Below are 14832 nucleotides of genomic sequence, written 5' to 3' on the forward strand. Positions count from 1 at the left end.
TAATGAGTTGTTTAGTCGCTTTTCATTATAGGTCATATGGGACTTTTTTTCTACACTCAAAAAAGCTCCATAATCTCCACGGTGGATTTACCCACTACAGAAATTATAGAGCCGTTTTTTTCATGAAAATAGTTAAAAAAGTTGAAAAATCTGAAAATTTAAGCAATTTTTGTTGACAAATGGTTTAAAATGATTTAAGATAAATGAGAATAAAAAATCAATCAGAAAGGAAAACAGAAATGTTACTTATATGTCAAAAACATTCAGCTAATCATACTTATTTCTACGGCTATTTTAGATAGTGTTTGTAGACATGGTAAACATGGATGCAAACACGGGAACGTAAGGTTTGTATCTATGTGGCTGTAGTTGTTTTGACATGTGCCTCATAGATGATACATCTAAATGGCACGAATAGTTCATTCTGTTTTCACATACAGTTGAAATATTGGGACCGTTTAGAATGTAGTCTAGGCGGTCCTTTCTTGTTGTTCAAAAAATTTAAAGGAGATAAATCATGGGATTTAAAAAAGTTATTCTTAGTTCAGTAGTTCTTTTGTCAGCAGTTACTTTGGCTGCATGTAGTTCTAATTCATCAGATTCAGACTCAGTTAATATTGGTGTTATTCAATATGCCGAGCATGAAGCATTGACAGCGGCTCGTGAAGGTTTCGTAGAAGCCTTGGCAGAAGCAGGTTATAATGAAGGTGAAAACCTAACTATCGATTTGCAGAATTCACAAGGTGATCAAGCTAACCTGCAAACTATGGTTGAAAAGTTAGCAGGCAACAATGATATTAACTTTGCGATTGCAACTCCTGCTGCTCAGGCTATGCTAAATGCGGATGCTGAAACACCAAGTGTCTTTACAGCTGTAACGGATCCAGTTGAAGCAGGCTTGGTGGAATCCCTAGAAGCCCCAGGTGGGACTATGACCGGTTCAATCGATGCAACGGATGTGGAAGGCCAGATTGAGATGTTGCTCAAGGTCGTTCCAACTGCGAAAACAGTCGGTATTTTCTACAATTCAAGTGAGGTAAACTCGGAAGTTCAAGCTGAGCAGGCAAAAAAAGCACTCGAAGCAAAAGGTGTAAAAGTAGAAGTAACAACTGTTACGACGACAAACGATGTTCAGCAAGCCATTACATCCCTAGCTGGAAAAGTAGATGCCATCTACCTTCCAACGGATAATACAGTTGCCTCAACAGCTTCAACTATTGGCGATATTTTAAAAGAAGCAAAAGTTCCAGCTATGGGCTCAGATGCTGCGGTTATTGATGCTGCTCTATTCACTTATGGTGTTGACTACCATGCAATCGGTGTACAGGCTGGTGAATTGGCAGTTAAGATTTTGGAAGGTGAAAAGCCGGCAGATTTAGCGGTTGAAAAACCAAATACAGCAGCAATTACGGTTAATGAAGAGATGGCAACTGCTATTGGTATTGATGCAGCCACCATTAAAGCCTTGGAAGAATAATTAGTTGGGAGAATGGATTTTATGTATAATAAGCTAGTTAAAAAATTGGCTACTGTTTCATTGGCGAGTATTTCTGCCTTGACCTTGGCTGCTTGTTCTTCGTCATCAGATCAAGTCTCTACTGAGACTGTCAAAGTCGGTGTTCTTCAATATATGGAACATGAATCTTTGACTGCAGCGCGTGAAGGTTTTGTGGCAGAATTGGAAGCCAATGGCTACAAGGAAGGTGAAAAATTGGTCTTGGACTATCAAAATGCCCAAGGTGACCAATCTAACCTTCAAACGATTTCTGAACAGTTGATTGGGGAAAATGACATTGTTTTGGCTATCGCTACGCCATCAGCCCAGAGTTTGGCGACTGTGTCAACGGAAACGCCAATTGTCTTTACTGCAGTTACAGATCCGCTTTCGGCTGATTTGGTTGAATCTATTGAAAAACCAGGGGGCTTATTGACAGGTACATCTGACCAAGCTCCAATTGATAAACAAGTTGAATTGCTGGGTCAAGCTGTTCCAGAAGCTAAGACAGTAGGTATTTTGTACACTACTAGCGAACGGAACTCAGAAGTTCAGGTTGATCAAGCTAAAGAATTGCTTGAAAAAGCAGGATATAAGGTAATTGTCAAAGGAATTACTTCTTCTAATGAAGTCCAAGATGCGACAACTAGCTTGATGAAGGATGTAGATGCTCTCTTCATCCCAACCGATAATACTGTTGCTTCAACCATGACCATGATTGGTGAATTGTCTGTGGAGCATAAGATTCCAGTCATCGGTGGTTCAACAGATATGGTGGATGAAGGTGGTCTTTTGACCTACGGTACAAACTATGAGGCACTCGGTCGTCAAACTGCTAAAATGGCCATTAAGATTATTGAAGGTGCTAAGGTATCTGAAACAGCTGTAGAATACCCTGAAACAGTTAGCCTTCATGTCAATGAAGAAATGGCTGAGAAATTGGGTATTGATACTTCTAAACTTTCAGTAACAGAATAAAAGTGGTAAAATAGAACCTAGTTTTACTTTTATCAAATAAGGAGAAAATTGTGGATATTATTTTATCAAGTATATCGCAAGGTTTGCTCTGGTCGGTCATGGCGATTGGGGTTTATCTGACTTTTCGTATTTTAGACATTGCAGATATGACAGCGGAGGGGTCTTATCCCCTCGGTGCTGCAGTCTGTGCAACAGGGATTGTCAATGGAGTGAATCCCTTGCTTTCAACGTTTTTGGCAATGGTTGCAGGCATGGGAGCAGGTTTGATTTCAGGTTTGCTTCATACAAAACTGAAAATTCCAGCCCTTTTGACAGGTATCGTCACTTTGACAGGTCTTTACTCTATCAACTTGAAAATTTTGGGTAAGGCCAACGTGGCCCTACTAAAACAAGAAACTTTGGTAACTCAATTGCAGGAATTTGGTTTAACCAAAACCAATGCAGTCTTGGTCATCGGTCTTGTCTTTGTACTAGCAGTTGTAGGTCTGCTTACTCTCTTGTTGAATACTCAAATTGGTTTGGCTATTCGTTCAACCGGAGACAATATTCCGATGAGTGAAGCCAATGGTATCAACGTTGACAATATGAAAATCTATGGATACATGATGTCAAACGGTCTGATTGCCCTCTGTGGCGCCTTGTTGACACAGAATAATGGCTATGCGGATTTGAACTCTGGTACAGGTACCATTGTTATCGGTCTGGCCTCTGTTATCATTGCAGAAGTTATCTTGCGCAACTTGCGTTTGGGCTGGAGATTGCTGTCTGTTGTACTAGGTGCCGTTGTTTACCGTTTGATTATCCTTGCTATTTTGGAAATTCCAGGTATGGATGCGGATCTTGTTAAACTCTTCTCAGCTATCCTTCTGGCAACAGTCCTTTATGTGCCAGAATTGCAGAAGAAGCTCAACATTCGTCGACCAAAATTGAACGGAAATGCTTAGGAGGAAGATATGACGACTATTTTATCAATTCAAAATATTCATAAGACCTTCGAAGCAGGAACGGTTAATGAGAACCATGTTCTTCGTGGGTTGAACCTAGATGTAAAAGAAGGTGATTTCATTTCCATTATCGGTGGTAATGGTGCTGGTAAATCCACTTTTATGAACTCACTTGCCGGTGCCTTGACAGTTGATTCAGGTGATATTTTGCTTGAAGGTAAATCCATTAAGCATGTATCAGCTGCCAAACGTTCGAAAGATATCAGCCGTGTTTTCCAGGATCCGAAAATGGGAACAGCCTCTCGCTTGACCATTGAAGAAAATATGGCCATTGCCTACCGTCGTGGACTTTCACGTGGTCTTGGCTGGGGTGTGAAAGATAGCGAACGGGCTATTTTCAAAGAAGCCTTGAAGGAGCTTGGTTTGGGCTTGGAAAACCGTATGAAAGTGGATACGCAGTTCCTCTCTGGTGGTCAACGTCAGGCCTTGACCTTGATGATGGCTTCGCTTGTGAAACCGAAGGTTTTGCTTTTAGACGAACATACTGCCGCCCTTGATCCAAAAACCAGCGACATGGTTATGGAATTGACCAAAAAAATCGTGGAAAGTCACCAGTTGACAGCTCTTATGATTACGCACAACATGGAAAATGCCATCGAATATGGAAATCGTTTGGTCATGTTGCACCGTGGTCAGATTGTTGTCGATGTAGCAGGAGAAGAGAAAAAGAACTTGACTGTTCAAAACTTGATGGACCTCTTCTACAAAAATAGCGGTGAAAAGCTCACTGACGATGAGATGATTTTATAAAAAATAAGACTACTGATTTCATTTAAGTCAGTAGTCTATTTTCTTATGGTTGTAGAAATTCTAGCATTTCTTCCATCGGAATTTGATGGATGGCAGCCTGACCTAATTGTGGTACGATGACAAGTTTGATGGACTTGCCTCGCGCCTTCTTATCACGGGTTAAGGCTGCGAATAATTCATCGATATTCCATGGTTGGTGAGCAGTTGGCAAGCCGAACTTTTCGCACATGGCGATGATTTTTTCAGTGATACCAGCTGGCATGAGTCCTTTTTTCTCAGCTACACGTGCTATCTGAACCATACCGATGGCAACAGCTTCACCGTGCATGACCTGTCCATAACCAGCAGTCGCTTCAATGGCATGTCCAATCGTGTGACCGAAGTTGAGGTAGAGTCTGACACCGTTGTCTAATTCATCTTCGACAACGACCTTGCGTTTGACTTCGCAGGAGTGGTAGATGATGTAGTCAGCGTTCTCTAATATGCTTTCGACAGATCCGTCAAGTTGAGCTAGTTTTTCCCAGAGTTCAAGGTCATCGATTAGGCCGTATTTAACCACCTCGCCCATTCCTTCAATCAATTCTCGTTTGCCAAGTGTTTTGAGGGTATCAGGATCAATTAAAACGCCGTCAGGCTGGCAGAAGGTACCTACCATATTTTTTGCAAATGGTGTGTTCACGCCAGTTTTTCCTCCGATAGAGGAATCAACCTGGGCAGTCAAGCTAGTTGGAATTTGTAGAAAATGGATGCCACGCATATAGGTTGAGGCAACAAAGCCAGCCAAATCACCAACGACTCCCCCACCGAGAGCAATGATTCCGTCACTACGTGTCATGCCATTTTTTACGAGAAATTCGTAAGCCTGATTGACAGTGTCAAGATTTTTTGATGCTTCACCTTCTGGAAATGCAAAGATTATGGTTTCAAATCCAGCGGTTTCCAGACTAGTTTGAACGGTGGCAGCATAAAGGGAACCAACATGATCATCTGTGATAATGGCGATCTTCTGAGGTTTCCAAAGTTCTTTGACCCATGCACCTGTCTGTGCTAAACTTCCTCTTTGAATGAGGATGTCGTAGGGATTGTTGGGAAGATTGACGGTCAGTTTCATCAGATTTCCTCTCTATTTGATGTCGTATTTTTGGACTAATTGATCCCAAATCAAGTCAGTCGGCATTTCCTTACCAGTCCAGGCTTGGAAAGCTTCAGCTGCTTGAAAGAGTAGCATGCCCAATCCGTTAATAGTAGGGTTGCCTTGTGACTGGGCAAGTTTCAATAAAGGTGTTTCAAATGGTTGGTAAATCACATCTGCAACCAAGAGCTTTTCTGGGAATTGTAGGCTGGCAGGGACAGGTAAAGAAACTCCGTCCATACCGACACTGGTACCGTTGACCAACAAGTCTGACTTGGTAATTTCTTCTTGCATTAACTGGCTGTCGTCGTTGGCTAGGACCTTCATGGGCACTCCAGTAGCTTGAGCAATTGGTGCAATACTCGCCTGTGTTCTTTCCAAGCTTTGTTGGCGGCAGAAAATCGTAATTTCCTTGGCCCCATCTAGAGCAGCCTGAGCAATGATAGCGGTAGAAGCACCACCACCTCCAAGAATGGTTAGGCGTTTGTTGTCTACTTGAAATCCTCTTAAATTTTCCAAGCTCTTGAAAAATCCAATGCCGTCAGTATTGTGCCCTATTAGCTTTCCATCCTGATGAATAACGGTATTGACAGCTCCAATCAAGCGAGCAGAGTCAGTCAGGCTATCGAGATACGGGATGACAGCCTGTTTATAGGGCATGGACAGGTTGATACCAAACATATCATATCGTTTGATATTTTCAAGCGTAACGGCCAAGTCTTCCTCTGGAATTTCCCAAGCAACATATACTCCATTTACACCTGTATCTTGAAAAGCCAGATTATGAATAAAGGGGGAAATTGAATGTTTGATTGGCTTGGCTACAACAGCAGCTAAGCGAGTATATCCATCAATAGTCACAGGTTTCCTCCATTTTTCATCTGATTTTAGTTAAGTTGTGTTTATAAAGTTTGGTGGATTTCACGGATAAGGGCTTCCGTTTTGTCCCAGCCCAAGCAAGGGTCGGTAATGGATTTGCCAAACACCTCGGGGCTATCTTGACGGCCGTCTTCCAAGTAGGATTCAATCATGAAACCACGGACAAATTTGCGAATGGATTCGTTCCAAGCCCGATTGATGAGGGTTTGACGGACGATACGGATTTGTTCCAGGTAATTTTTTCCAGAATTATCATGGTTGGTATCAATCACGATAAATGGATTTTGTAGACCAAACTGTTCATACTGTTTGATAGTTTTTAAGAGAATATCATAGTAGTAGTTTGGCTCATAAGTACCTTGTTCGGTTGTGGCACCGCGTAAAATGGCATGGGCAAGTGGATTGCCGTCTGTATCAACTTCGGCATCACGATAGATAAAGTTTTGTTTGTTTTGGGCAGCGTAGATACCGTTGAACATGACTTTAAGATTGCCAGAAGTAGGGTTTTTCATACCCGTCGGCATATCAATACCGGAAGCTACAAAACGGTGCTCTTGATCTTCGACTGAGCGGGCTCCGATGGCATGGTAGGATACCAAATCTTCCACCAGTGGATAGTTGGCAGAGTAGAGCATCTCGTCGGCTGTTGTTAGACCTGTTTCTGTAATGACACGGTAGTGCAGGTTACGAACAGCGGCGATACCGTTGATGAGGTCTGGTAATTTAGAAGTATCTGGCTGGTGGACCAGTCCTTTATAGCCTTCGCCATTGGTTCGTGGTTTGGCAGTATAGACACGCATAACCATGAAGATTTTGTCTTTGACTTCATCTTGAAGCTTGGACAAGCGATTGGCGTATTCTAATACCGCTTCTTCATTGTCAGAAGAACACGGACCAATGACCAAGAGCAAACGGTCATCTTCGCCTCGGATAATGCCTTTCAGTTCTTCATCACGCTGATTTTTTGCAGCTAGAAAGTCTCCTTTGAGCTTTGAAAGCTCTTTTACTTTATCAATGTCTAAACTGGTGCTACGTTTGTGGATTCCCATAGTTTTTTCCTATCTGTTGTAAATTTCTCGGATGAGTTCTTGTGTTTTTTCCCAGCCAAGGCAAGGGTCTGTGATGGATTTGCCGTAAATATCTGGATTATCTTGGCGACCATCTTCAATATAAGATTCAATCATGAATCCACGAACATAGTTGCGAATGGATTCATTCCAATCACGGTTAATCAAGGTTTGACGAACAATACGGATTTGTTCCATGTAGTTCTTACCTGAGTTATCATGGTTGGTATCAATAATGATAAATGGATTTTTCAAGCCAAATTGGTCATAGATTTCAATGGTTTCCAAGAGATTGTCGTAGTAGTAGTTTGGCAAATATTTACCGTTTTCATCGACTGCGCCACGAAGGATAACGTGGGCAAGTGGGTTGCCAGATGTTTCAACTTCCGTATTATTGAATAAGAAAGATTGTTTCTTCTGAGCGGCAAAAAGACCGTTGAACATGACTTTGAGGTTACCAGATGTCGGATTCTTAAGACCAGTTGGAACGTCGATCCCTGATGCAACAAAGCGATGTTGTTGATTTTCAACCGAACGAGCTCCGATTGCGATGTAGGAAACCAAGTCATCAACCAATGGCAGGTTTTCTGGATAAAGCATTTCATCTGCGGTTGTCAATCCAGTTTCGGTAATGACGCGGTAGTGCAAATTACGCACAGCCTTGATACCGTTGATTAAGCTTGGTGCGGCATCTGTATCAGGTTGGTGCATGAGACCCTTGTAGCCATCACCATTTGTACGTGGTTTGGCAGTGTAGACCCGCATGACCATAAAAATTTTATCCTTGACTTCTTCTTGAAGTTTGGCCAAACGGTGTGCATAGTCCAAGACGGCCTCTTCATTGTCAGATGAACATGGGCCGATGACCAAGAGAAGTCGGTCATCTTCACCTTTTAAAATAGCCTCAAGCTCACGGTCACGAGCTTGTTTCTTGGCAAGTGTTTCTGGAGAAAGTTTAGAATGCTCTCGTACTTGATTGATGTCAATTTTTTCACTGATTGGTGTAAACAATAGATTTTCCTCTTTCATTAGTAGATTTTTTCAATTATACCATGATTTCTGAGATTTTTAAACAAAGATATGGGATTTCAAGCGTAATTTACAGTAAATTCTGAAAATTCAACCAAAATAACAAATTTATTGTTAAATCTCGACGATTATTGTCACATTAGTCTGAAAATTTTTTGTAATTATGGTAGAATGAAACTAATACTATTTTGAGGTAAAGTCATGAAACTGAGAGTTAATGTAGAAAATTTACAAGGAACAATCCGAGTTCCAGGTGATAAATCCATCAGCCACCGTTCGATTATTTTTGGTTCGATTGCTAAAGGTGTTACTAAGGTATATGATATCTTGCGAGGTGAGGATGTTCTATCAACCATGCAAGTTTTCCGTGAGCTAGGTGTCAAAATAGAAGATAAAGGTGATGTGGTTGAAGTACATGGTGTTGGTTTCGATGGTCTTCAAGCACCTCAAAATGCCTTAGATATGGGGAATTCAGGGACATCTATTCGCTTAATTTCTGGTGTTTTAGCTGGTCAGGACTTTGAAGCGACTATGTTTGGTGACGATTCTCTTTCTAAACGGCCAATGGATCGTGTGACCATTCCTCTTAGTCAAATGGGTGTGGAGATTACAGGACAGACCGTTCGTGATTTGCCACCTCTGGTCATCAAGGGTAGCAAGAATTTACAACCAATTAACTACCAACTCCCTGTAGCATCAGCCCAAGTCAAGTCTGCTCTGCTATTTGCAGCCTTACAAGCTGAAGGCGAAAGTGTTATCATTGAAAAAGAGTTGACACGCAATCACACGGAAGACATGATTGTTCAGTTTGGCGGTGAGTTGACGGTCAATGGCAAGGAAATTCGTATCCAAGGTGGTCAAGAATTTACAGCCCAAGAGATTACGGTTCCGGGCGATATTTCAAGTGCGGCCTTTTGGTTAGTAGCTGGTTTGATGGTTCCAAATTCCAAGATTGTTTTGGAGAATGTTGGTATCAATGAAACACGTACTGGAATTTTAGATGTTATCAAGGCCATGGGTGGTCAGATGACGCTTTCAGATATTGATGAGATTGCAAAATCTGCGACCATTACGGTGGAAACTTCTGACTTGCAAGGGACAGAGATTGCAGGCGACTTGATTCCACGCTTGATTGATGAATTGCCGATTATTGCGCTTTTAGCGACTCAAGCAAATGGCACAACGATTATCCGTGATGCCGAAGAACTCAAGGTCAAGGAAACAGACCGTATTCAAGTGGTAGCAGATGCCCTAAATAGTATGGGAGCGAACATTGAGCCGACCGCAGACGGTATGATTATTCATGGTCCGACTGCCTTACACGGTGCGACGGTCAATACCTTCGGTGACCACCGCATTGGGATGATGACAGCTATTGCGGCCCTTTTGGCCAAGGATGGAGAAGTGGAGTTGGAAAGAGCGGAAGCGATTAACACGAGTTACCCAGCCTTCTTTGACCACTTAAATAGTTTGATAGACTAGGAGAAATTATGCCAATCGTTTTACTTGGATTTATGGGAGTAGGAAAAACCACCACTGCAAATTTGCTAAATCTACCTGTTTACGATATGGACCAAATCATTGAAGAACGAATTGGCATGTCCATTGCAGATTATTTCAGTCTTGAGGGTGAAGCAGCCTTTCGTCAAGTTGAAACGGAAGTCTTGAAAGAATTGTTGACCTTGCCTGCTGATTGCCTTGTGTCAACAGGTGGCGGGGTGGTCAAATCCGAAGAAAATCGTCAGTTGTTGCAAGAAAATAAGGAAAACAATGTCTTATTAACGGCATCGTTTGAAGTTGCCTATAAGCGAATTAACCAGGACAAACAATCCAAACGTCCTCTCTTTTTACAACATAGCAAGGACGAATTTGAAACCATTTATCGAGAACGAATGTCCCTCTATCAAGGATTGGCAGGTAGAGTCATCAATACGGACGAACTAAGTCCAGAACAAGTAGCAAGGAAAATTCTATGCAAGTAGCTTACTTAGGACCTCGTGGTTCTTTCACGCATCAGGTTGCCCAACAAGCCTTTCCAAATGCTGATTTGCAGGCTTTTGGGACCATTACAGAAGTAATTAAAGCCTATGAGATGGGGCAGGTTGTCTATTCTGTGATTCCAGTTGAAAATTCGATTGAAGGAAGTGTGCATGAAACCATTGATTACCTCTTTCATCAGGCAGAAATCCATGCGGTTGCAGAAATCATTCAACCTATTGCGCAACAGTTATTAGCGACTGCTACCGATAAATCAATCGAGGTTATCTACTCACATCCACAAGCCATTGCACAAGGAAAGAAGTATATCATAGAACATTTTCCTCTAGCAAGGATAGAGGTGACAGCCAGTACAGCCTATGCAGCACGCTTTGTAGCGGAGCAACCTGATCAGCCTTTTGCGGCTATTGCACCACAAGCAGCAGCAGAGGAATATGGCTTGGAGGTCATTGCCAAGGATATTCAGGAAATGAGTGAGAATTTTACACGATTTTGGATTTTAGGGACAGAAGCACCGAGTTTGGCCTTACAGGAGGGGACTAAAAAAGCCAGCCTTGCCTTGACCCTACCTGATAATTTGCCAGGTGCTCTTTACAAAGCGATGTCTGTTTTTTCGTGGAGAGGGATTAGCTTGACAAAAATTGAAAGCCGACCATTGAAAACAGCATTGGGTGAATATTTTTTCATTTTAGATGTTGAAAATCAATCTGAGGACCTATTAGCTTATTCCCTTGAAGAATTGACGAGTTTGGGAATATCATGTAAAATATTAGGTAATTATCTGGTCTATATTGCCAGTTAGGACGCATTTATAAGAATGAAAGAAAAAAAAAGTATTTTAACTCATCATGAGGAATTAAGGTTAGATTATTTACAAAAAAATATACACTATCTAAATGACAAAGAACGTAGAGAATTGGATTATTTAGTTTATAAAAAAGGATTGAGGAAAAGGCATAGTCAATCTAAATTGTCCAACCCTAAATCCATTGTAATATCAAATCCAGATTCAACAGATGACAGTGGAAATAGTTATGAAAGTGCAAATGATTCGGCCAATTTGCCGGAATATCCGAGTCAAAAATCTAGGAGAAAAAAATCTTCTACAAATCTTTCTAGATTTATTTCAAGTAAAAATCCACAGTCAAGTATTTCGAAAAGAAATAGACTTAGTTCTTTTAAAAAAATAATTACTTGTATTTTTCTGTTTTTTGTGCTTTTTATTCTTGCTTTAGGTTTTAATTTTTTCAAAGGAATGAATAGCGTAAGTGAGAAACCTGTGACAGAAGTATTTAATGGAGAATCTACCTTAAATGGAACAAATATATTAATTCTTGGTACTGATGGTCGTTCAGGTGAAAGTTCAGAAGATACAAGAACAGACACTATTATGGTATTAAATGTTAATAATAATGAGAATAAACTCAAACTCGTGAGTTTTATGAGGGATACTCTAGTTAACATTGAAGGATATGAGTATAAAATAAATACAGCATATAGTTTAGGTGAACAGGAAAATAAACAGGGGGCAGAAGCTGTTCGTCAGGTTTTGAAAGATAACTTTGATATTGACATTCAGTACTATGCTATGGTTGACTTTGCCACCTTTGCTACAACTATTGACACCCTATTTCCTGAAGGTGTGACGATTGATGCTCAATTTTCAACGATAAATGGTGAGGTCGTTAGTTCTGTAGAGGTTCCAAACGATTTGCAACTTGAAGAAAATGCCCCAGCCTACCAGACTATTCAAGTTGGTGTTCAGCAAATGGATGGCAAAACATTGCTTAACTATGCGCGTTACCGTTCGGATGATGAAGGAGATTTTGGTCGAACCAGACGCCAACAGCAAGTGTTATCAGCTGTAATGACTCAGTCTAAAAATCCAATGAAATTATTCTCAGGTGCGGAAGCAATAGGTAAAGTCATGGCGATGACTCCGACAACTGTTCCGCAAAGCTTTATGTGGCTTCAAGGTCCCGGAGTGATTCTTGATGCTGCTAATGGCATTGAGCAGCTTACCATTCCAGAAAATGGGGATTGGATTGACGACTATGATATGTATGGCGGTATGGCTTTACGTGTCGATTTTGAAAAATACCAACAACGCCTTGCCGATTTGGGTTTCCGATAGAAAATATGATATACTAGAAAGTGACTTCGGTCACTTTTTTAGTGCCCAAATTAGAAAGTAGTAACTATGTTAAAGAAGAATGAAATTGTTGAAGTAGAAATTGTAGACCTGACCCATGAGGGACAGGGGGTTGCCAAGCTGGATGGTTTTGTCTTTTTTGTAGACAATGCTCTTCCAGGCGAGAAAATTTCCATGCGAATTTTGAAGCTCAAAAAAAATATTGGTTTTGGTAAGGTGGAAGAATGGCAGAGCTTCTCACCAGACCGTAATCAAGACCTGGATTTGACCTATCTGAGAACGGGTATTGCAGACTTGGGGCATTTGAACTACCCAGCCCAGCTTGAATTTAAGAAAAAGCAAGTTGAAAATATTCTACGCAAGATTGCTGGTATTACAGAAATAGAAGTAGAACATACTCTTGGTATGGACAATCCACTTGCCTATCGAAACAAGGCGGCAGTTCCTGTTCGCCGAGTTAATGGCCAATTGGAAACTGGTTTTTTCCGTAAGAACTCTCATGATTTGGTACCGATTGAAGATTTTTATATCCAGCATAAGGAAATCGATGCCTTGATTCTTGCGACTCGTGATTTATTGAGAAAGTTAGACTTGAAGCCTTACGATGAGAAAGAACAGACAGGACTGATCCGTAATATCGTCGTTCGTCGTGGTCATTATTCTGGCCAGTTGATGCTGATTTTGGTCACAACTAGACCAAAGATTTTCCGTGTTGAAACCCTTATTGAGCGTTTGACAAACCAGTTTCCAAATCTAGTTTCTATTATCCAGAATATCAATGACCAGAATACCAATGCGATTTTTGGACAAGAATTTCGTCTGTTGCATGGCAGTGAAACCATTGTCGACACCATGTTGGGCAATGAATATGAGATTTCAGCTCCGTCATTCTATCAAGTCAATACAGAAATGGCGGAAAAACTCTACCAGACTGCTATTGATTTCGCAGAATTGTCGACAGATGATGTCGTGATTGATGCCTATTCAGGTATTGGGACAATTGGTCTGTCCTTTGCAAAACAAGTAAAGCATGTTTATGGTGTAGAAGTCGTTGAAAAGGCTGTCCTTGATAGCCAGAAAAATGCTGCTCGAAATGAGATTGACAATGCGACCTATGTTTGTGATAGTGCCGAATCTGCAATGAAAAATTGGGTGGCAGATGGTATCAAACCGACAGTCATCTTTGTTGATCCTCCAAGAAAAGGTTTGACAGAAAGCTTCATCAGGGCAAGTAGCTCGGTAGCTCCAGAGAAAATCGTTTACATCTCTTGTAATGCGGCAACTATGGCGCGTGATATCAAGCTCTACGAGGAATTGGGCTATAGATTGACCAAGGTGCGGCCAGTGGATCTTTTTCCGAGTACGCATCACGTCGAGGTAGTTGGTCTGCTGGTGAAAGCCTAGAAACCTTTGAACGAAAGCATTATTAAAGGCCTTGGAGACAAGGCTTTTTGTTATGTGGTGGGGAAGTATTAGAGTAAGTAAATTTTTGGAGTGAGTAGAAGTGATAGCTAGAAATTATCCCATTCTATTTCCATTTACCCTGTGGGTACGTGTTTATTTCCATTGACAAGGAGTTTGTGGGAATAGAAAGGTCCCCACTTTTCTATGAAATCCAAGCAAGGTTTGGTCAAGAGAAATTGGATATCTTACAGTAACTAGAATTTCATTCAACGAGTGGAAAATTTTTTAGTAATTGATACAGATCGTTCTCATTGTCCGCAGCTGACGAGCGCTGTTGATGAAATTTACGAAGGGATAGTGGCGTTTGCCCATACTTTTTTTTAAACGCTCTTGTGAACACATCGTGGTTATTAAAACCACATAAAGAACTGATTCTTTCGATTGGAATCGTTGTTGTACTTAATAATTCAGAAGCGTAAGTCGTACGGAGATTTGTAAGATATTCTTTCAGAGAAATATTCATACTTTGTTTAAAAGTTTTTGATAGATAGCTTCGATTAAAGACTAGAGAATCGCTAATATCTTGAATTGAGATTGGTTTATTAAAATTTTTAATGAGGTAGTCTAATACGTTTACAATAATAGGATTTACAAGCTTGTTTTCCAAATGAGATAGTTTACTTATCTGACTTGAAAGAACGGATAGAAACTGATAGATGCTTGCAGTGAGTGAAATGGCACTTGCTACCGAGTCCGATTGTTCTTGTAAACACTTTATCACGAATCTTAGGAAAGGTTCGTAACTAGAAACATTAAAAACAGGACGGTCACTGAACAGCTCCCTGTCAAGTGGACAATGAAATAATAAAAGATTAGGCGGCGGCCTTGTTCCTCATTTCAAGAGGGGCAAGGCCGTTGTTGCGCTCTTGAAAACGTTGGTGATT

Annotated in this window: 14 protein-coding genes; 9 read left to right on the plus strand and 5 right to left on the minus strand. The window is 40.9% G+C overall.

What is annotated here, in order from left to right; all coding sequences use genetic code 11:
* Positions 1–517: 517 nt before the first annotated feature.
* From C1E99_RS02420 to C1E99_RS02435, 4 genes are read left to right on the plus strand one after another with little or no spacing between them, the layout of a single operon-like run.
* Positions 518–1477, plus strand: a complete 960-nt coding sequence (locus tag C1E99_RS02420; protein ID WP_105206471.1) for an ABC transporter substrate-binding protein — start codon at positions 518–520, stop codon at positions 1475–1477.
* 21 nt (positions 1478–1498) lie between these two features.
* The gene (locus C1E99_RS02425) at positions 1499–2473 is read left to right on the plus strand and encodes an ABC transporter substrate-binding protein (RefSeq protein WP_105206472.1); all 975 of its coding nucleotides are present in this window, start codon (positions 1499–1501) and stop codon (positions 2471–2473) included.
* Between the two features lie 50 nt (positions 2474–2523).
* Positions 2524–3417, plus strand: a complete 894-nt coding sequence (locus C1E99_RS02430) for an ABC transporter permease (protein ID WP_105145274.1) — start codon at positions 2524–2526, stop codon at positions 3415–3417.
* Positions 3418–3426: 9 nt separating this feature from the next.
* Positions 3427–4227: an ABC transporter ATP-binding protein gene (locus C1E99_RS02435; RefSeq protein WP_105206473.1), complete on the plus strand. Its 801-nt coding sequence runs from the start codon at positions 3427–3429 to the stop codon at positions 4225–4227.
* A gap of 43 nt (positions 4228–4270) precedes the next feature.
* Here the strand turns inward: C1E99_RS02435 and aroB are convergent, their stop codons facing one another.
* Genes aroB through C1E99_RS02455 form a run of 4 tightly spaced genes read right to left on the minus strand, consistent with a single transcriptional unit; the run spans position 4271 to position 8334 of the window.
* On the minus strand, positions 4271–5338 hold the full coding sequence (aroB, locus tag C1E99_RS02440) for a 3-dehydroquinate synthase (RefSeq protein WP_105206474.1): 1068 nt from the start codon (positions 5336–5338) through the stop codon (positions 4271–4273).
* Positions 5339–5350: 12 nt separating this feature from the next.
* The gene (locus C1E99_RS02445) at positions 5351–6220 is read right to left on the minus strand and encodes a shikimate dehydrogenase (RefSeq protein ID WP_105206475.1); all 870 of its coding nucleotides are present in this window, start codon (positions 6218–6220) and stop codon (positions 5351–5353) included.
* A gap of 41 nt (positions 6221–6261) precedes the next feature.
* The gene (locus C1E99_RS02450; RefSeq protein ID WP_105206476.1) at positions 6262–7287 is read right to left on the minus strand and encodes a 3-deoxy-7-phosphoheptulonate synthase; all 1026 of its coding nucleotides are present in this window, start codon (positions 7285–7287) and stop codon (positions 6262–6264) included.
* A gap of 9 nt (positions 7288–7296) precedes the next feature.
* Positions 7297–8334 (minus strand): 3-deoxy-7-phosphoheptulonate synthase, encoded by a 1038-nt coding sequence (locus C1E99_RS02455; RefSeq protein WP_099833128.1) that lies wholly within the window; start codon positions 8332–8334, stop codon positions 7297–7299.
* 201 nt (positions 8335–8535) lie between these two features.
* Between C1E99_RS02455 and aroA the strand changes: the two genes are divergently transcribed.
* From aroA to rlmD, 5 genes are all read left to right on the plus strand, one after another.
* Positions 8536–9816 (plus strand): 3-phosphoshikimate 1-carboxyvinyltransferase, encoded by a 1281-nt coding sequence (aroA, locus tag C1E99_RS02460; protein WP_105206477.1) that lies wholly within the window; start codon positions 8536–8538, stop codon positions 9814–9816.
* 8 nt (positions 9817–9824) lie between these two features.
* Positions 9825–10316, plus strand: coding sequence for a shikimate kinase (locus tag C1E99_RS02465; RefSeq protein ID WP_105106470.1), 492 nt, complete (start codon positions 9825–9827; stop codon positions 10314–10316).
* Positions 10307–11134 (plus strand): prephenate dehydratase, encoded by an 828-nt coding sequence (gene pheA, locus C1E99_RS02470; RefSeq protein WP_105206478.1) that lies wholly within the window; start codon positions 10307–10309, stop codon positions 11132–11134. Before C1E99_RS02465 ends, pheA begins: the two co-directional genes overlap by 10 nt.
* 15 nt (positions 11135–11149) lie before the next feature.
* Positions 11150–12466 carry an LCP family protein gene (locus C1E99_RS02475; RefSeq protein WP_105206479.1) on the plus strand — a complete coding sequence of 439 codons (1317 nt, stop codon included), beginning with the start codon at positions 11150–11152 and terminating at the stop codon, positions 12464–12466.
* 66 nt (positions 12467–12532) lie between these two features.
* Positions 12533–13888 (plus strand): 23S rRNA (uracil(1939)-C(5))-methyltransferase RlmD, encoded by a 1356-nt coding sequence (gene rlmD, locus C1E99_RS02480; RefSeq protein WP_105206480.1) that lies wholly within the window; start codon positions 12533–12535, stop codon positions 13886–13888.
* A 262-nt stretch (positions 13889–14150) separates the two neighbouring features.
* Here the strand turns inward: rlmD and C1E99_RS15570 are convergent, their stop codons facing one another.
* Positions 14151–14669, minus strand: coding sequence for a helix-turn-helix transcriptional regulator (locus C1E99_RS15570; protein WP_419580073.1), 519 nt, complete (start codon positions 14667–14669; stop codon positions 14151–14153).
* Positions 14670–14832: the final 163 nt, after the last annotated feature.

The sequence above is a fragment of the Streptococcus suis genome, assembly GCF_002964045.1.
Taxonomy (GTDB): Bacteria; Bacillota; Bacilli; order Lactobacillales; family Streptococcaceae; genus Streptococcus; species Streptococcus suis_U.